The 16,795-nt window shown below is 66.9% G+C and carries 19 protein-coding genes; 5 read left to right on the plus strand and 14 right to left on the minus strand.

The window, feature by feature from the left end:
* Nucleotides 1-50: 50 nt before the first annotated feature.
* From QPK29_RS31280 to QPK29_RS31295, 4 genes are all read left to right on the plus strand, one after another.
* Complete coding sequence (locus QPK29_RS31280; protein ID WP_371772151.1) at nucleotides 51-731, plus strand: hypothetical protein; 681 nt, start codon at nucleotides 51-53, stop codon at nucleotides 729-731.
* The gene (locus tag QPK29_RS31285) at nucleotides 728-2,917 is read left to right on the plus strand and encodes a hypothetical protein (RefSeq protein ID WP_371772150.1); all 2,190 of its coding nucleotides are present in this window, start codon (nucleotides 728-730) and stop codon (nucleotides 2,915-2,917) included. Before QPK29_RS31280 ends, QPK29_RS31285 begins: the two co-directional genes overlap by 4 nt.
* Before the next feature lie 50 nt (nucleotides 2,918-2,967).
* Nucleotides 2,968-3,525 carry a DUF1439 domain-containing protein gene (locus QPK29_RS31290; protein WP_160410780.1) on the plus strand — a complete coding sequence of 186 codons (558 nt, stop codon included), beginning with the start codon at nucleotides 2,968-2,970 and terminating at the stop codon, nucleotides 3,523-3,525.
* Between the two features lie 322 nt (nucleotides 3,526-3,847).
* On the plus strand, nucleotides 3,848-4,060 hold the full coding sequence (locus tag QPK29_RS31295; protein WP_056126926.1) for a hypothetical protein: 213 nt from the start codon (nucleotides 3,848-3,850) through the stop codon (nucleotides 4,058-4,060).
* Between the two features lie 15 nt (nucleotides 4,061-4,075).
* On the opposite strand, the gene QPK29_RS31300 is transcribed toward QPK29_RS31295, so the two are convergent.
* Together QPK29_RS31300 and QPK29_RS31305 are read right to left on the minus strand one after the other, a co-directional pair.
* Complete coding sequence (locus tag QPK29_RS31300; RefSeq protein ID WP_371772149.1) at nucleotides 4,076-4,693, minus strand: Hpt domain-containing protein; 618 nt, start codon at nucleotides 4,691-4,693, stop codon at nucleotides 4,076-4,078.
* Nucleotides 4,694-4,698: 5 nt separating this feature from the next.
* Nucleotides 4,699-5,649 (minus strand): CAP domain-containing protein, encoded by a 951-nt coding sequence (locus QPK29_RS31305; protein ID WP_371772148.1) that lies wholly within the window; start codon nucleotides 5,647-5,649, stop codon nucleotides 4,699-4,701.
* A 157-nt stretch (nucleotides 5,650-5,806) separates the two neighbouring features.
* Between QPK29_RS31305 and pssA the strand changes: the two genes are divergently transcribed.
* A complete protein-coding gene (gene pssA / locus QPK29_RS31310; RefSeq protein ID WP_056126931.1) occupies nucleotides 5,807-6,598 on the plus strand; it encodes a CDP-diacylglycerol--serine O-phosphatidyltransferase in 792 nt (263 codons plus the stop codon).
* A gap of 7 nt (nucleotides 6,599-6,605) precedes the next feature.
* On the opposite strand, the gene QPK29_RS31315 is transcribed toward pssA, so the two are convergent.
* The 12 genes from QPK29_RS31315 to QPK29_RS31370 form a co-directional block, all read right to left on the minus strand.
* A complete protein-coding gene (locus tag QPK29_RS31315; protein ID WP_371772147.1) occupies nucleotides 6,606-6,914 on the minus strand; it encodes a metal-sensitive transcriptional regulator in 309 nt (102 codons plus the stop codon).
* A gap of 14 nt (nucleotides 6,915-6,928) precedes the next feature.
* Entirely contained in the window at nucleotides 6,929-7,858 is a 930-nt protein-coding gene (locus QPK29_RS31320) for an aldo/keto reductase (protein ID WP_056126935.1), read from the minus strand.
* Nucleotides 7,859-7,996: 138 nt separating this feature from the next.
* Nucleotides 7,997-9,145 (minus strand): D-alanyl-D-alanine carboxypeptidase family protein, encoded by a 1,149-nt coding sequence (locus tag QPK29_RS31325; RefSeq protein WP_056126937.1) that lies wholly within the window; start codon nucleotides 9,143-9,145, stop codon nucleotides 7,997-7,999.
* Between the two features lie 100 nt (nucleotides 9,146-9,245).
* Complete coding sequence (locus tag QPK29_RS31330) at nucleotides 9,246-9,875, minus strand: alpha/beta hydrolase (protein ID WP_371772146.1); 630 nt, start codon at nucleotides 9,873-9,875, stop codon at nucleotides 9,246-9,248.
* Nucleotides 9,876-9,896: 21 nt separating this feature from the next.
* Entirely contained in the window at nucleotides 9,897-10,223 is a 327-nt protein-coding gene (locus QPK29_RS31335) for a (2Fe-2S) ferredoxin domain-containing protein (protein WP_105380024.1), read from the minus strand.
* A gap of 43 nt (nucleotides 10,224-10,266) precedes the next feature.
* Nucleotides 10,267-11,394 carry a VanZ family protein gene (locus QPK29_RS31340; RefSeq protein WP_056126942.1) on the minus strand — a complete coding sequence of 376 codons (1,128 nt, stop codon included), beginning with the start codon at nucleotides 11,392-11,394 and terminating at the stop codon, nucleotides 10,267-10,269.
* A complete protein-coding gene (locus QPK29_RS31345; protein ID WP_371763282.1) occupies nucleotides 11,391-11,996 on the minus strand; it encodes an ABC-type transport auxiliary lipoprotein family protein in 606 nt (201 codons plus the stop codon). Before QPK29_RS31345 ends, QPK29_RS31340 begins: the two co-directional genes overlap by 4 nt.
* 14 nt (nucleotides 11,997-12,010) lie before the next feature.
* Nucleotides 12,011-12,958, minus strand: a complete 948-nt coding sequence (locus QPK29_RS31350) for an MlaD family protein (protein WP_160410775.1) — start codon at nucleotides 12,956-12,958, stop codon at nucleotides 12,011-12,013.
* A 1-nt stretch (nucleotide 12,959) separates the two neighbouring features.
* A complete protein-coding gene (locus QPK29_RS31355; protein ID WP_082577554.1) occupies nucleotides 12,960-13,814 on the minus strand; it encodes an ABC transporter ATP-binding protein in 855 nt (284 codons plus the stop codon).
* Nucleotides 13,814-14,941 carry an MlaE family ABC transporter permease gene (locus QPK29_RS31360; protein ID WP_056126950.1) on the minus strand — a complete coding sequence of 376 codons (1,128 nt, stop codon included), beginning with the start codon at nucleotides 14,939-14,941 and terminating at the stop codon, nucleotides 13,814-13,816. Before QPK29_RS31360 ends, QPK29_RS31355 begins: the two co-directional genes overlap by 1 nt.
* An 88-nt stretch (nucleotides 14,942-15,029) precedes the next feature.
* Nucleotides 15,030-16,511, minus strand: coding sequence for a B12-binding domain-containing radical SAM protein (locus QPK29_RS31365; protein ID WP_371772144.1), 1,482 nt, complete (start codon nucleotides 16,509-16,511; stop codon nucleotides 15,030-15,032).
* A gap of 99 nt (nucleotides 16,512-16,610) precedes the next feature.
* On the minus strand, nucleotides 16,611-16,795 hold a 185-nt coding region (locus QPK29_RS31370; protein WP_400189910.1), incomplete at its 5' end, for a hypothetical protein.

The raw sequence follows: 16,795 nt of genomic DNA on the forward strand, positions 1-16,795 counted from the left end.
CAAATAAAACTTGCTAACATGGCGTCCGCCGCAGCTGCCGAAAGACCCGCTTGCCCATTCCCTTCCTGCCGCCCGAACCGCCCGCCGGCGCCATCGCCTGGCTGTGGAGAGACGCGCCCGTCCCCGCGTTCTCGCGTGCGACCGTTGCCGTGGTCGACCGCCACATCTGGCTCGCCGGCGACAAGGTGCTCGTGCGCCCGGGCGCACGCCCGCGCCTGCTCGCGCGCGGGACGCGCGTGATCCCTGCCGTGATCCCTGTGGTGCACGTCGAGATCGACCCGCTGCATCCGCCGGCGGGTTTGCAGGCCGCACGCGATACCGTGCTCGCCGCCATGCACAGCGCCGCGCGCGCGTCGACGTCGGGCTGGGTGCAGCTCGACCTGGAAGCACGGCCGTCGCAGCGCGCCGACTACCGCGACCTCGTGCACCGCATCCGCGCCGCGCTGCCGGACGACATGCGGCTGAGCGTCACGGCTCTCGGCTGGTGGTGCCGCGCCCCGGCCTGGCTGGACGGGCTGGAAGCGGATGAAGTGGTGCCGATGTTCTTCCGCATGGGCCGCGACAACGAGGCGCTGCGCGACATCGTGGCGATGCGGCCCGAGGTGCTGCACCCGCTGTGCCGCGCGGGCAGCGCCGGCTTTTCGCGCCAGGAAGCGTTCCCGCCCGCGGTGGCCGCGCGCTACCGGCGCACGTTCTGGTTCGACGAAAAAGGATGGAGAGATTCCCGATGAAATACCTGCTTGCCTGTGCCGCCATCGCCGCCGTCGCGGCGAATGCGTTCGCCAGCGGCGACTATGGTCCCAGCTACACGATGTTCAAGGCGTACACGAAGCCGGACATCCCCAACGCGCGCTTCCAGGCCGGCGACCTGGGCGTGCTGCAGCCGGGCATGCGCCGCGTCTACCTGTACACGGCCTGGCGCGCGATCATGCTCGGCGCGCCGGTCGCGAAGAAGCCGGGCACCGAGAAAGGCCTGGACCGCGCCGACGGCAGCGCGTTCGGCAACGGGTGGGACCACGTCGACGGCGAAGACACCTCCGCGGACCTGGTCGGGCGCGCCGCCAAAGTCTTGAACATCAAGACCGACGACCCGGCGACGCGCATGATCGTGGCCTGTCCGGCGGCCGCCAATGCCTACGCGGCCGCGACCCTGCGCCAGCTGGAGGCCCGGCCCGACGCCACCCGCGCGCGGGTCGATGCATGGCTGCGCGCGCAATACCAGGTCGGCGAATCCTGCCAGCGCGCGGAGGATGCGCGTTACGCGTATCGCACCGAGAAACTGCCCGACATCGTCGCGCCGCAGCCGCTGCCCGCGACGGAGCCGGCCTACTGGCGCCAGCTGCGCGACTACCAGCGCGCCGCGTGGCAGTTCCACGGCGCCCACTATGCCGAGAGCACCGCGCTGTTCGACCGGATCGGCGCGACGGCCGGCCATCCGATGCGGGGTCTCGGCGCATATCTCGCCTTGCGCTCGGAAGTCCGGCGCGCCATCGCCGCCGTGGCGCAGACGCCGCGCGATGAACGCGAACACCAGGCGCAGGTCCTCGACAAGCGCGGCGCCGCCATCGTGGCCGACGCATCGCTGCAAACCATGCACGAACCGGCCCGCGCGCTGCTGCGGTCCATGCGCGCGCGGCTGACGCCCGAAGCCCGGCTCGACGAATTGAACCGCTACCTGGATGATCCTGCGCGCGACCCGTACGCGCTCGACCGCCTGGGCGACTGGTCCGTGCTGATGGACGATGCGAAGCTGGAGCCGCTGCGCGGACAGCATGCGTTCGTCGACTGGATCGCAACGCTGCAGGACTGCGCCGGCAGCCGCGATGGATCGTGCGCCGTCCCGGCACGCCACGCGCTGGAGCGCTGGCAGCAGGGAACGAAGCCGCGCGGGCATACCGACCCGTGGCTGGTCGCCGCGCTGATGCTGTCCGAGTCGCTGACGCCCGCGCTGGAACAGGCCGCGCTGGCCGTCGACTCTTCCGATCCGGCTTGCCTCACCGTGCGCTACCACCTGGCGAGGCTGTACCGCCTGGCGGACAAGCGCGATGCCGCGCGCGCCGTCGCGGACGCCGCGCTGAAGGGCAAGCTGTCGCCGGGCACGCGCAACCTGTTCCGCGAAGAGCGCTTCGCCGTCGCGACGTCGGTGCGGGACGCCGGCGCGTACCTGCTGCGCGCGAACGTCGACATGGCGAGCCCCGACGCCGCAGCGGCCGAGGACATGCTCAACGACGATGCCATCGCGTGGTTCAAGCGCGGCCTGGCCGCCGCCGACATGCTCGAGCTGGCGCGCATGGAGTTGCTGCCGCAGCCGCTGCGTGCCCGTATCGCCGGCGCGGCCTGGATCCGCGCCGCGCTGCTCGACCAGGCCGACACCGGCCGAGCCGCGGCGGACCTGCTGGCCAGGCTGGTGCCGGCCACGGGCGAAATGGCGACGCGCTACGTCCGCGCCGCCACGCCCGCCGAGCGCCGCCACGTGGCGCTGGTCGCGGCGGTCGCATTCGGCCTGTCCGCGGACCTCGACATGACGGCCCCGCCCGTGACCCGCATCGAGGCCGGCGACGCGACGGCGTCCGCGTGGTGCAGCTTCAAGCCGGACCGCCTGGGCGAGCCGACGAGCTTCGTGTGGCGCCTGCCGGCGACGCCGGACCTGGGCGACGCGACGGCGCGCCGCGCGGAACTGGGCAAGCTGGAACAGCTGAAAACGGCCACCGGCACGTTGGGCGACGACGTGCTGCAATGGGCCGACACGCATCCGGCCGATCCGGAGCTGCCCTGGCTGCTGCACGTGGTCGTGATGTCGACGCGCGGCGGTTGCCTCGACGACGATGCGAAGGCCCTGTCGCGCAAGGCGCACGCGCTGCTGCACAAGCGCTGGCCGAAGAGCGAATGGGCGCGCGCAACGCCGTACTTCTATTGATGTGCTAGGCTTCGCCCCATCCATGAACGAGTGAGGCGATGATGACGGCGATGACGAGACGGACGTTCGGCAAGGCGGCGCTGGCGCTGGCGGGCGGCGGCCTGCTGGCGTCCTGCGCGACGGTGATCGGACCGCGCCGCGTCGAACTGTCGCAATCCCGCCTGCAGGCCGGCCTGGAGCGCCGCTTCCCGCTGCGCAACCGCATGCTCGAGCTGTTCGACGTGCAACTGACCCGGCCGCGCCTCGCGATCATGCCGGAGACGGACCGCGTGGGCCTGTCCCTTGACGTGTCCGTGTCGCCCCCGTTCCTGCGCCAGTCGTGGAACGGCAGCCTGGCCATGTCCGGCCACCTGGTGCTGGACAACGTGCGCAATGCCGTCGTCCTGTCCGCCACGCACGTCGACAGCTTCGACGTCGAAGGCATGGAGGGCGACCGCGCACGCGACCTGGGCCGCGCCGCCGACCTGCTCGTGAATCAACTGATGCGCGACATGCCGGTCTACACCTTCCGCCCCGACGACCTGCGCTACGCCGGCGTGCAATTCATTCCCACCCGCCTCGAGACGGCGCCCGGCGCCCTGTTCGTCACGCTGGAACCGGCGCGCTGACGGCATCCGGCGCGCCCGTCGTAAATCTGACACGGCGGCTCGCACGATTGAACGGCCCGGCGCACGCATTGCCAGTACTGCTATTATTTCGGGCAGTTGGATGGTCCGGCATCGGTGACGATGACGTCGGGGCACTGCGACTGTTGTTTCTTGAAAACTCGTGGGCAACAGGCGTTGCACAGGTAGCACAATCGGCGCACACTGGTTTGAAAGACCGCGTACCGCAGAAGCGGGCACAAGCGCGCTTGCGCTTTCTCATGCACACGATGTTCCACTAAAGTAATCTCAGCGTTACTGACGTGCTGCCGGTAAGGGGGAAACCTTGGAAACGATACAGGAAAGTGTTCAGGACAAGAGCGTGCCTGTCGATCCGGCCGTCGCGGCGCCCATGAGTGCGGCGCCGGTGCCCGCCCGTCTGAGCCTGCCACCCAAGGGCGCGTGCTGGTATTGCGACAAACCGCTCGACAGCGTACGCCGTTTCTGCGGCAAGTCCTGCGCCGATTCGTTCGACGAAGAAGCGGAATACAACCGCTGAACCGCGGGCTGCGCGTCAGCCGCCCGCCCGTTCGCGCAGCAGCGCCAGGGCGCCGTCGAAGTCGAAGCCTTCGACCAGGTCCGCCACCTGGCGATAACATCCTTCCCCGAGTTGTGCGGCCAACGCGCCGGCGCCTTCGCGCACGAGGTCGACCGCATCGCCGTTGCCTTCGTCGAGCAGCGCCATCAGGCGGTCGACGATAGCGTGATCCATCTCCGCCGGCGGCTGCGCCGGCGCCGCGGGACGGCGTTCCGGCAAGGTGAGCGCCAGCGCATCCAGTTCGCGCAACACCCGTTCCAGCTCATCCTGCAGGCGCGCGAGGCTGCCGTGGACGTCGCCCGCACCCCCGTGCAACAGGCCTTCCACGATGTCGGCCTGGCGCCGCAGCGGCACCGCCTCGATCATGCCGGCAGCCCCTTTCAGCGTGTGGACGAGGCGTAGCGCGAGCGCGGTATCGCCCTGGTCGTGCGCGGTGCGGATGCCGGCCGCGGCCTGGCGGTACTCGTTGCGAAAGCGCGCGAGGACGCGCCCGAACAGGGCCCCGTCGCCCATCAGGCGCGCGATGCCGCCCGCGTGGTTCACGGCGGGGGCATCGTGTGCGTCTGGCGGAAAACGGCGGTCGGGACTATCCATGCGTGTTATTTCGTTGTGAATGACCAGTTGCGGCTGACCGGGACGCCGTCGATGGCACCCGAGAAGCTGACATCATACGTGGTCGCGGACGCCAGCTGGGCCAGAGGCACGATCGCCGCCGCCGACTTCGTGGTTGTATTCGAATCCTTGCCCAAGGCCAGCAGGCGCGTCTCCAGATCGCTACTGGTCCCGTGTGCGCGCATCGTGAAACTCTGGACCGTCAGCGTGCGATCGAAGTTCGTGTGCACGCTGACCGGGTAGCCGACGACGCTGCGGTCGGGGACCGGATCCGGTTCCTCGTAATCGCTGTTGAAGTTGGGTGTCACCTGGGTCTGCCCATTGAACGGCCACGTCACGATCGTGCCCGCGGCGATGCCGGTGCCGTAGCCGTTGTTGGCCACGAAGTCGGCGGTGAAGTAACTGTAATTGGCGGACGTCGTCGCCGCGCCCGCGCCGATTTCCTTGAACACGGGCTCGAAGATCACGAAGCGGTGGTAGATCGCCGTGATCAGTTCCTCGGCCATGTAGAAGCCGGAACCGTTCGAGGTGGCCGAAATGACTTCGCCGATCGCATTCGGCGACCCGAACACGTAGCCGGCATTCTGCAGGCGGTCCTGCAGGCGCGCGCCCGTGTAGCCGGTCTTGCCGGCCGTCTGGTCATGCGTCACCACGTTGTTGATGCGCTGGTAATCGGAATGACCCTGGGCCGCGGTGTCGATGACGGCGTTGCGCGCCAGCGCCGGCATGCCGATCTGGCTGCGGCGGTAGTTGATCCAGTTCAGGCCGTCGGTGGCGATGTTGTTCGTCGCCGTGGGCGCCGAGGCGTCCTGTCCCGAGAATCCGGTGGAGGGAGTCGCGTTCGGGGCGCCTGCACTGCTCCCGCCGCCGCCGCCGCCGCAGGCGACGAGCGCCCACGCCGCGGCGCAGGCGAGGGCGATCTGCCTTACGCGAAGCATACTGTTCATCATATATCGCTCCCAGCGTCGGTCCTGATGGGGTAAAGGAGCCTCCATTCTAGGCGAAATCGGGGCCCGGTGACGATCGTAAGGACAATCGCGGCCCCGGCATAAGCCCATGTAAAATAAGCCATTCTTCCGCTTTTAACGAATTCCAGTGAATCCGACCCGCCAGCAGCGCCTCGCGCGCGCCAAGTTTGCCCTGCCCAGTTTCGTGACCCTGCTGTCGATCGCCTGCGGATTCGGCAGCATCGTGATCTCGGTCGACAACGCCCCCGTGGGCGATCCGTCCGACTATCGCCTGGCCGCGATCCTGCTGGTGCTGGCGGGCGTGTTCGACGCGCTCGACGGCTTCGTCGCCCGCGCCACCAACACCCAGTCCGCGTTCGGCGTGCAGCTGGACTCCATCGCCGACGTGATGAATTTCGGTTGCGCGCCCGGCCTGCTGCTGTACTGCTACGGCTTCGCCCAGATGGGCGCCGCGCACCCGACCCTCGTGCGCATGGGCGGCCTGGCGTGCTTCGTGTTCGTGGCCTGCGGTGCGCTGCGGCTGGCGCGCTTCAACGTGATGGTCGGGAAGACGGACCCGCGCTACTTCGTCGGCATGCCGATCACCGCGGGCGCGGCCTGCGTGGCCTCGGTGGTGGTCGCATGGCCGGACCCGGTGGCCGACATGGCCGGCGCCTTCCTCGTCATGCTGCTGATGGTGGCCGTCGGCACCCTGATGGTGTCGACGATCCGCTTCCCCAGCTCCAAGCAGCCGAAATCGAAGGCGGCCCTGGTCGCGCTGGTCGTCTGCATCGCGCTGCTGGCGCTGTTGCGCACGCGCTTCTTTGCGCTGTTCTTCGTGTTTTATATCAGCGCGACGCTGCTGCTGAACATCGCGTGGATGGGCGGGTGGACCAGGATCGCGCCGCCGAAGGTGTACGAGGACAACGTAGAGGACTGAGGGCGGATTAAGCGAATTTGTCGAACATGGCGGCCAGGTGCGCCGCCGCCGCTTTCGCTTCCTCGACGTCGCCCGCGTTGCCCGTATGGGTGACGATGCTGGCGGTGAGGAGCTGCACGAACGACCGGTCCAGCGCCTTGCGCGCGGCGGCCATCTGCTGGGCCACGGCGTCGCAGTCGGACGGCGCGTCGGCCAGCGCGATCAGCTTCTGCACGCCGCGCAACTGGCCTTCCACGCGCGCGAGACGGTTCAGCAGGTCCTTCTTCTGCTGCGCCGTCAGCGCGCGGCCTTCCACGATCCTGAGGGGTTCGCCCATGGCGGCGTAGGCTCCTACGCGACCTCGTGCCCGCGCGCGGCGCGCAGGATCGTGAACCAGTCGGCGCGCGACAGCTGGAACGTGGTGCCGGCCACGGCGACGGAAATCGCCTCGATGCGGCCGCTGCCCGTCAGCGGGATCGGGCGCGACGGCAGTTGCATGATCCACGCGAACACGACGCTTGCGAACGGCTGGTGCAGGCGGTCGGCGATCTCCTTGATCACGAGGCGCAGGTTTTCCGCGTTCGCGTCGTTCGACGTGAACAGGCGGCCGCCGGCCAGCGGCGACCAGATCATCGGCGCCACGCCTTTATCCTGCAGGCCGTCGAAGGTCTCGTCGAACATCGGCGCCACGTGCAGCGGCGAGAATTCGACCTGGTTCGTCGACAGTTCGATGCGGCGGTTCAGCGCCTCGAACTGGTGGCGGCTGAAGTTGGAGACGCCGAAGTGCAGCACCTTGCCGTCCTGCTTCAGGCGCGAGAATGCGCCGGCGATCTCGTCGAAGTCCATCAGCGGGTCGGGGCGGTGGATCAGCAGCAGGTCCAGGCGGTCCGTGTGCAGCTGGCGCAGCGATTCCTCGGCCGATGCGACGATGTGCGCGGCGCTCGTGTCGTAGTGCTGGATGGTGTGCTGCGGGCGTTTATTGGACAGCAGCTTGATGCCGCATTTGCTGATCAGCTGCATGCGGTCGCGCAGCGACGGCTGGGCGCGCAGCGCTTCGCCGAACAAGCCTTCGACGCCGTAGTTACCGTAGATATCCGCATGGTCGAACGACGTGACGCCCAGCGCGATGCACTGCTCGATGAAGGCGATGCGCTGCTCCACCGTCATGTCCCAGTCGGCCATGCGCCACATGCCGGCGACGATGCGGGACAGTGCGAGATCACCGTTCTTGCGGGGGGCGATGCGCGGGCAGGACAGGTCGCGGGGGAGGGCTGGGTTCATTGCGTTTTTTCCAGGTTGACGGATCGTGTCATTATAAAACGTCGTTCCCGCGGAAGCGGGAACCCATGCCGAGGTGATCGAGGACGCTCAGTATGGGTTCCCGCCTGCGCGGGAACGACGGTGTTGACAGGCAGGTGATTACTTCATCCACAGACGCATCGAGTCCCACGCCCGGCCAAAGATCGACGCTTCCTGCACCTCTTCCAGCGCCACCACCGGCAGCGCCAGCAGCGGCTTGCCGTCGACGTTCATCTTCAGCGTGCCGACGCGGCTGTTCAGGGCCAGTGGCGCGACCAGCGGGTCCTTGCGTTCCAGGACCGGCTTCATCTTCTGGGCCACGCCCTTCGGCACGGTCACCCATACGTCGTTCGGGAAGCCGATCTTGACGTTCGACTTGGAGCCCTTCCAGATTTCCGGGGTCAGGATGGCCTGGCCTTTCGAATACAGCTTGACGGTGTCGAAGTTCTGGAAGCCCCAGTTCAAGAGCTTCTGGCTTTCCGCCGTGCGGTTGCCGTCCGACGTGGCGCCGGACAGCACCGAGATCAGGCGGCGCTCGCCGGCCGGGCCGTTCGGGCGGTGGGCCGACGCGATCATCGAGAAGCCCGACGCTTCCGTGTGGCCCGTCTTCATGCCGTCCACGGTCGGGTCCAGCCACAGCAGGCGGTTGCGGTTCTGCTGCTTGATGCGGTTGTACGTGAATTCCTTGACCGAGTCGATCTTGTAGAACTCGGGGAAATCCTTGATGACGCGCGCAGCCAGGATCGACAGGTCGCGCGCGGTGGAGTAGTTGTCCGGCGACGGCAGGCCGTGCGGGTTGGCGAAGCGGGTGTTCTTCATGCCCATGCGCTCGGCGTCGCGGTTCATCAGGGTGACGAACGTCGCTTCGTCGCCGGCGACGGCTTCGGCCAGCGCCACGGCCGCGTCATTGCCCGACTGGACCATCAGGCCGTACAGCAGGTCGCTGATCTTCACCGGGGTGGCGGGGTCGATGAACATCTTCGAGCTGCTGCCGTCGACTTTCCATGCGCGGACCGACACGTTGACCATCTGGTCCAGCGTGACTTTCTTGTCGCGCACGGCTTCGAACACGACGTAGGCCGTCATGACCTTGGTGAGCGACGCCGGCTCGATCCGGGTATCCGGATCCTGGGAGGCGATGATCTGGCCGCTGGTGGCGTCCAGCAGCAGCCACGAACGGGCGGCGATTTGCGGGGCCGGCACCTGCTGCGCTTGGGCGGCCGACATCAAAAGGGCACTGGCGGCGAGGGCCGCGATTAACTTTTTCATGGAAGGCAATTCAGAGGATAACGTGGATTGTGATGCGATAGACAATGCTCGAAAGCATTGCCTTGAAAGAAGATCGCATCATTATAGGCCAGCGTTCGCCTCAAATGTCACGTCGCCACAATTGCGCGACAAGATTTTTAATGTGGACGAGCTTGCGGTGGAAGAAGTGGTCGGCGCCGGGGATCACGGTCACGGGGATGTCGAGCGGGCGCGCCCAGTCGAACACGTGCGCGAGCGGTATCGTATCGTCAAGTTCGCCGTGGATCAGGATCGTGTCGGCCGGGACTTCCGGCATCGGCCACTTTCCCGCGGCCGTACCGACTAGCGCCAGCCGCTCGGCCGGGCGGCCCTGCTGGATCAGGCGCTGTTGCAGTTGTGCCTGCACGAACGTGCCGAACGAGAAGCCGGACAGCGCGTACGGCAGGCCCGGATACTGTTCGATCATGTGGTCGAGCATGATTTCCATGTCGTCCACTTCGCCGCGGCCTTCGTCGTGCACGCCTTCCGACTCGCCCACGCCGCGGAAATTGAAGCGGGCCGTCACGTAGCCGAGGCCGACGAACGCGCGGGCCAATGTCTGCGCCACTTTATTGTCCATCGTGCCGCCGTACAGCGGGTGCGGGTGCGCCACGAGGGCGATGCCGACGGGCGTGCCTTCCGGTTCGTCCAGCATACACTCCATCTTGCCTGCGGGGCCGGTCAGGTAAAACTTCTGGGAATTCTTGTTCATTGCTCGTTCATCAGTACTTCGTCAGATCTTCAGGCGTTCGACGACCTCGCCCTTGACGAGGTGGCGGTCGATGATTTCATCGATGTCGGAGTTGTCCACGTAGGTGTACCAGGTGCCCTGCGGGTAGATGACCACGACGGGGCCTTCCTCGCAGCGGTCCAGGCACCCGGCCTTGTTGATGCGCACCTGGCCCGGGCCGTTCAGGCCCAGTTCCTTGACGCGCTTCTTGGCGTGTTGCTGCGCCGCTTCGGCGCCGCTCTTGCCGCAGCTGGGGCGGCAGTCCTTGCCTTCGCGTTCGTTCAGGCAGAAGAACACGTGGTGTTGATAAAAGGGTTTGTCGTCGTTCATGTCGGTTCCGGATGGCGTGTATCTTTCATATGATACGCCGTTATCAAGAGCGATTCAGCCGGTGCGACGGCAGCAGCAGGAACCACAATGCGATGATGGGCCAGGCCATGTCGAGGAACTGGGCCGCCCCGTTGAAATTCAGGAATTTACCCTGCTGCCAGGCCTGCAGGGTGGAGACGAAATACGGGTTGGCAGGAATCGTATTGACGACGATGAGCGACAGCACGAGCGTCACGACGGCCAGCCGGCGCTGCGCGACCTGGGGTGCGAACGCGAGGCCGGCCAGCATGATCAGCCCGATCAGGAAGCCGCCTTCGGCGCCCGGCGTGACCCACACGAACGCATTGTCGGGCGCGAAGAACAGGGAACTGGCGAGCGTCTTGACGACGATGCCGACGCCGATCAGCGCCAGCATCAGCGACAGCCGGGGCGCGCCGCGGCGCGTGAGGCACAGCAGCGTGAGGGCGGCGCCCGTCATGCCGCATGCGGTGATGATGGTCTCGGACAGCCAGTACTGCTCCACGCTCATCGGCACGTCGCCGCGCAGCATGGTCACGAGGTCGATGTCCGTGTCGAGCCAGTCGGACAGCCATTCCGACAGCAGCGGCAGGATCTGGCCGTTGCCGAACAGGTAGTTCTGCGGATAGACCTGGGCCAGGGGCCACAGCGCGACGAGCACCAGGCCCTGGCTCGCATGCGCCGCGAACCAGCGCTGCCGCAGCAGATATAAACGGCTGCGGTCGAGCAGCATCGGGGCGAACCATGCGCCGAGCACCGCCCCGGCCAGGCAGCCGCCCGCATTGGTCAGCAGGTCGAGACTCGACGGCACGCGGCTGGGCAGGTAGTTCTGCACGACCTCCATCGTGCCCGAGACGAGCAGGCCGACGACGGCCGCGATGGCGACAGCCCACAGGCCGCGCACGCGTGGATGCAACGCGAGCACGATCAGGATCCCGAACGGCATGTAGCCGACGATGTTGACCATGACGTCGAAACCGGTCCACCAGCGCGGCATCTGCAGGACGAGGAAGGCGAACGGCGACAGCCCGCTGCTGCGCCAGCCGGAAAACGGGAACCAGCTGGCGTAGACGATCAGCAGCAGATAGGCCAGCAGCGCCGCGCGCGCCACCGGCGAGGCGCGTGGGCCGGCCGCGTCTTCCGTCTCGGTCATCGTCGGTTGAGATTCAAGGTGCCCAGCCACGCCACGATGTCGGCCGCGACGGCGTCGGTGCTGGCCGCGAGGGCGCGCGCGCCGCCGGCCGCGTCGGCGCTGGGCGCGGCGACGGCCTGGCGGAAGCTGCGCTGGTCGACGAGCGTATGGCCCTGGAACACGGAGGCGCGCACGGCGACGACGCCGGTGCTCTGGCTCACGCCGCCGAAGTCGTGGATGAATTCATCGACATCGATGCGCAGCAGCGGGATACCGCTGGCCGCATCCGTCTCCGACAGCACGCGCGCACCCGCCTGCGCGAGCCGCGTCTTGAAGCGCTGCGTCAGCAGCTGCAGCGGATTCGCCGTCCAGCGGCTGTTCGCATAGGTGCGGGCCTGCAGCGGGTCGGCATAGCTCAGGCGGTAGAACATGCGCTCGCTGTCCAGGGCGCTCGAGCCGGTGACGTCGGTGACGACCACGGCGCCGAGTACGCCCTGTGCCTGCGTTTGCGCGGCCGTGGCCGGGCCGAAGTCGAACTGCGTGGTGGGCTGGCCCTTCTGCGAGGCGCAGGCGGACAGGGTCAGGGCCAGGGCGGCAGCGAGAATGATGCGGGTCGGATGCATGGTCGCTGGGTTCCTCATTTGGTCGGGGGGGCGAAGCCGGGTTCGCCCGGGCCGGGTTCGGCGGTCGGGGCGCCGAACAGGATGCTTTGCGGGCGGTCGCCCAGGTTCGTCACGGTGCGGCGCACGGCGCGCAGCGACGTCTTCGCCTCGTCGGCCATGTCGACGACGTGCGGCAAGGTTTGCAGCTCGAGGTCGGATGTCACGCCGCCCAGCGAATCGATGGCCGCGCCGGCGCGCTCGACCGGGCCGCCCGGGGCCTGCAGGCTCGTCGCGAGGCGGTCGTAGTTGTGTGCGGCGGCGGTGACGCTGGTGGAAAGCTCCTGTACGGAGCCCATCGTGCGGTCGAGTTTATCCGCCAGCGCGGGCAGGCGCGCCAGCGTGGGTTGCAGCTGGCCCGGGATCTCGGCATACGCGGCGGCGGCCTTGTTGATGCTGTCGAAGGCGCCCGTGAGCTTGTCCTGGTTTTCTTTACTGAGCACGTTGTTCAGGCTGTCCGTGATGCGCTCCGTTTTTTCCAGGATCGCGAGGCCGCGCTTTTCCAGTTGGTCGAGCAGGCCGGGACGCAGCGGGATGCGCGCCACGTGGCCCTTGTCGCTCTGCAGCAGCGGGGAGCCGGTGCGGTCGTCGTCGAGCTGGATGAAGGCGATGCCCGTCACGCCCTGGTAGCCGAGCGAGGCGAACGTCGTCTGCGTGACGGGCGCGCCTTCCTCGATCGAGAGCTTGATGAGGATCTGGCCCGTCACGCGCGGATCGAACACGATGTCGTCCACGCGCCCGACTTCCAGGCCGCGGTAGCGCACCGCGGCCTGCGGGTTCAGGCCGGGGATGGTCTGCGTGGTGACGATCTCGTACGGATGCATCGTGGTGCGGTCGCGGTTCAGCCACAGGCCGATCAGGATGGCCGCGACCAGCAGCGCGACCGTGAAGAAGCCCGTCATGAGGGCATACGATCTGTTTTCCATGTCAGTCTTCCGACTCCTTTCTTGCGATGCGCTCTTCCAGCACTTCCAGCGCCCGCTGGCCGCGCGGCCCCAGGAAAAAGTGTTTGATGAAGGGGTGCTGCACGCGCAGCACGTCGCACGACGGTCCCACCGCGATCACGTGCTTCTCCGCCAGCACGGCGATGCGCGAGGACAGCGCGAACAGCGTGTCCAGGTCGTGCGTGACCATCACGACGGTGAGTTTCAGCTCGCTGTGCAGCGTCTGGATCAGCGCCACGAACGAATCCGACAGGTCGGGGTCGAGGCCCGCCGTCGGCTCGTCGAGGAACAGCAACTGCGGCTCGAGCGCGAGCGCGCGCGCGAGGGCCGCGCGCTTGATCATCCCGCCCGACAGGTCGGACGGCATCTTGTTCGCGTCGCCGGGGCCGAGTCCGACCATGTCCATCTTGAGCAGCACGGCGGCGCGCACGACCTCCTCCGGCAGGGCGCGCAGCTCGCGCAGCGGCAGGGCGATGTTGTCGAACACGGTGAGCGCGGAATACAGCGCGCCCTGCTGGAACAGCATGCCCCAGTGGTTGCGCATGCGCTGCAGCTGTTCCGGGCTGGCGCTGCTGACGTCCTCGCCGAACACGCGCACGCAGCCGCTGGACGGCCGCTCCAGGCCCAGCATCTGGCGCAGCAGCACGGTCTTGCCGGTGCCCGAGCCGCCCACGATCGACAGGATCTCGCCCGCGTAGATGTCGAGGTTCAGGTCCTGGTGGACGACGGTGCGGCCGAAGCGCGTCCACAGGTTGCGGATCTGGACGACCGGCGGTCCGACGTCTTCCTCGGGCTCGCGGTTCAGTTGCTGTGGCGGACGTTGAGCAGGATTCGCCATCAGAAGCCCACCCCGGAGAAGATGATCGCGAACACGGCGTCGGCCAGGATCACGACGGTGATCGCCGTGACGACCGACGTCGTCGTGCCGCGGCCCAGGCTTTCCGTGTTCGGCTTGATGCGCAGGCCGAAGTGGCAGGAGACGAGCGCGATCAGCATGCCGAACGCGACGCCCTTCGCGAGGCCGATGGTGTAGTTCACGATCGGTACGGCGGACGGCAGCTTCTGGATGAAGTAGCGCATCGTCAGGTTCAGTTCGATCTTCGCGGAGACCATGCCGCCGATCAGGGCCATCGCATCCGTCCACACGACGAGCAGCGGCATCGCCAGCGCGAGCGCGACCACCTTGGGCATGATGAGACGGTAGCCGTGCGAGATGCCCATCACCAGCATCGCGTCGAGTTCCTCCGTCACGCGCATCACGCCCAGTTGCGCCGTGATCGACGACCCGGAACGGCCCGCGACGAGGATCGCCGCCAGCAGCGGCCCCAGTTCGCGGATGATGCTCATGCCGAGGATGTTGACGAGGTAGATGTCGCCGCCGAACATGCGAAGCTGCTGCGCCGACAGGTACGACAGCACGACCCCGATCAGGAAGCCTACGAGCGCCGTGATGCCGAGCGCCTGGAAGCCGGAGTGATAGATGTTGGCCGAGACTTCGCGCCACGGTCCGGACAGCGGGTGGCGGATGAAGCGGCCGATGTCCTGCACCACCTGGCCGATCAGGGTGATCGCGCCGCGCAGGTGTTCGAAGAAGCTCAGGACGCCGCCGCCCAGCGTGATCACCCATTGCAGATGGCTTTTGCGCGTGCGCGGCAGCTCGATCCGGCCGGATTTCTCGATGCGGTCGAAGAGTTCTTCCTGCTTCGGGTCGAGCTTCAGCTGCTCGGGGCGGCGCTTGCCCCAGGAACTCCAGAGCAACTGGGCGCCGATGTGATCGAGGCTGGCGACCTCGGACAAGTCCCAGGCGACCTGCTTGCCAGCCAGGGATTTCAATGTCTTTTCGATGTCCTTGAAGCCGCTGCGGGAGAACGCGTGGACCTGCCATACGCCGCGCGCCACCACGGATTGCCCCGCGCCGGCCTCTGGATGCTCGATGGTTAATGTTGGCGCATTTTCAATCCGCATTGCGGCAGTGTAAAAGAGATTCGCGACTGCCGCCACCAGCGCTACGTTACCGTGACCTTACAGCGTTCGGTGGCGCACATAGTCGTCTTTACGCCGCGAGGTGGCGGACCTGGCGCTCGGGCGCGGCGTGCGTCGCCTTGTCGGCCGGCTTGTGGGCGCTGCCGGCGTAATCGCTCGCGATGAGGGCGGCGGCGTCGGCGGCCGGCATGCCCTGGCGCTGCAGCCAGGCCTGCACCAGCTTGGCGAGGCGGTCGAGCGCGATGCGGTGGGTGGCGTCGAGCTGCGTGTAGATCCAGTCCGAGAACGCCATGAAGTTGGCGAACGGGCTGTCGCCCAGCAGCACCTTGACCGTGTGGGCGAAGCGGCCGGAGTTCGCGACCAGGTCCCAGTAGCGGGCAAAGCGCACGAGCCGCTGCATGGTGGCGAAGTCGATGCGGTCGGTCGCCAGCACGGTGTAGGGCGGATACGGCTCGTACACCATCTTGTACGGCGCCGTGTGGCGGATGATCGGCGTGCCGCGCAGGCGCTTGAGGATGCCGAACTGGATCTCGTGCGGGCCGAGGGCGACCAGTTGGTCGAAGCCGCGCGCGAACGATTCGACGTCTTCGCCCGGCAGGCCGGCGATCAGGTCCACGTGCAGGTGCGCGTGCGACTGCGTGGTGAGCCAGCGGATGTTGTCCGCGGCCTTGGCATTGTCCTGGCGTCGACTGACCAGGGTCTGCACCTCCGGGTTGAAGCTCTGGATGCCGATCTCGAACTGCAGCGCGCCGGGCGGGAATTGGGCGATCGTCGCCTTCAGCGCTTCCGGCAGGTGGTCCGGGACCAGTTCGAAGTGGGCATACACGGGATCATCGGGATTCGCCGCGATTTTGTCGAGGAAGAACTGCATGATGCGCTGGCTCGTCTTGACGTTCAGGTTGAACGTGCGGTCGACGAATTTGAATAATCGTGCGCCGCGCTGGTACAGGGTCTCCATCTCCGCGAGGAAGGTGTCGATGCCGAACGGCCAGGCCGTCTTGTCCAGCGACGACAGGCAGAACTCGCATTTGAACGGGCAACCGCGCGACGCTTCCACGTAGAGGGTGCGGTGGGCGATGTCCTCGTCCGTATACAAAGTGTAGGGCAGGGTGATGTCGGTCATCGGCGGCTGCACGCCCGCATGCACCTTCATGATCGGCTTGGGACCATCGAGGATCTCGCCGCACAGCTTGGGGAACGTGATGTCGCCCCAGCCGGTGACGACGTAGTCGGCCAGGCGCGCGATCTCCTGCTCGTTCGTCTCGTACGAGACTTCCGGCCCGCCCAGCACGACCGTCACCTCGGGCGCGACGCGCTTGAGCATGGCGACGACCTTCGTCGTTTCCTCGACGTTCCATATATAGATGCCGAAGCCGACGATGCGCGGCTTCTTCGCCAGCAGGCGTTCGACGACCTCCACGGTCTTCGCGCCGATGACGAATTCCATCAGGCTCGTCTGTTCCTGGAGCTCGCCCATGTTGGCCAGCAGGTAGCGCAGCCCCAGCGAAGCGTGGGCATAGCGGGCATTGAGGGTGGAGAGCAGGATGGTCATGGCGGTGCGGGGAGGACGGCAAAGGGTGCATTGTAGCGGGACTTGCGGTCCGTATGCGACGCTGGTATGATTCGGTCCCTCGTCGCAAACGACAGGCCTTCAAACGGTTCTGAACGCTTCGATGGGAATAAAAAGAAGTTGACGAACATCGCGAAACACTGCATAATCTCGCTTCTCTGCTGCTGACGAACAAAACGATTCGCAAATGCAGCAAGGCAGTACCGAATACAGTTCTTTAACAATAAACAGTCGATAAGTGTGGGCGTTTGATGAAGTGCCAGCAG

The sequence above is a fragment of the Massilia orientalis genome (genome assembly GCF_030411975.2).
GTDB classification, from domain to species: Bacteria; Pseudomonadota; Gammaproteobacteria; order Burkholderiales; family Burkholderiaceae_D; genus Telluria; species Telluria orientalis.

Coding starts and splice junctions, on each gene's coding strand:
- QPK29_RS31305 (WP_371772148.1), bottom strand. CDS start 5,649: ATGCTTCGCGTAAGGCAGATCGCCCTCGCCTGCGCCGCGGCGTGGGCG.
- QPK29_RS31325 (WP_056126937.1), bottom strand. CDS start 9,145: ATGAAAAAGTTAATCGCGGCCCTCGCCGCCAGTGCCCTTTTGATGTCG.
- QPK29_RS31345 (WP_371763282.1), bottom strand. CDS start 11,996: ATGCATCCGACCCGCATCATTCTCGCTGCCGCCCTGGCCCTGACCCTG.
- QPK29_RS31360 (WP_056126950.1), bottom strand. CDS start 14,941: ATGCGGATTGAAAATGCGCCAACATTAACCATCGAGCATCCAGAGGCC.
- QPK29_RS31290 (WP_160410780.1), top strand. CDS start 2,968: ATGACGAGACGGACGTTCGGCAAGGCGGCGCTGGCGCTGGCGGGCGGC.
- QPK29_RS31350 (WP_160410775.1), bottom strand. CDS start 12,958: ATGGAAAACAGATCGTATGCCCTCATGACGGGCTTCTTCACGGTCGCG.
- QPK29_RS31300 (WP_371772149.1), bottom strand. CDS start 4,693: ATGGATAGTCCCGACCGCCGTTTTCCGCCAGACGCACACGATGCCCCC.
- QPK29_RS31285 (WP_371772150.1), top strand. CDS start 728: ATGAAATACCTGCTTGCCTGTGCCGCCATCGCCGCCGTCGCGGCGAAT.
- QPK29_RS31365 (WP_371772144.1), bottom strand. CDS start 16,511: ATGACCATCCTGCTCTCCACCCTCAATGCCCGCTATGCCCACGCTTCG.
- QPK29_RS31315 (WP_371772147.1), bottom strand. CDS start 6,914: ATGGGCGAACCCCTCAGGATCGTGGAAGGCCGCGCGCTGACGGCGCAG.
- QPK29_RS31330 (WP_371772146.1), bottom strand. CDS start 9,875: ATGAACAAGAATTCCCAGAAGTTTTACCTGACCGGCCCCGCAGGCAAG.
- QPK29_RS31355 (WP_082577554.1), bottom strand. CDS start 13,814: ATGGCGAATCCTGCTCAACGTCCGCCACAGCAACTGAACCGCGAGCCC.
- QPK29_RS31320 (WP_056126935.1), bottom strand. CDS start 7,858: ATGAACCCAGCCCTCCCCCGCGACCTGTCCTGCCCGCGCATCGCCCCC.
- QPK29_RS31340 (WP_056126942.1), bottom strand. CDS start 11,394: ATGACCGAGACGGAAGACGCGGCCGGCCCACGCGCCTCGCCGGTGGCG.
- QPK29_RS31335 (WP_105380024.1), bottom strand. CDS start 10,223: ATGAACGACGACAAACCCTTTTATCAACACCACGTGTTCTTCTGCCTG.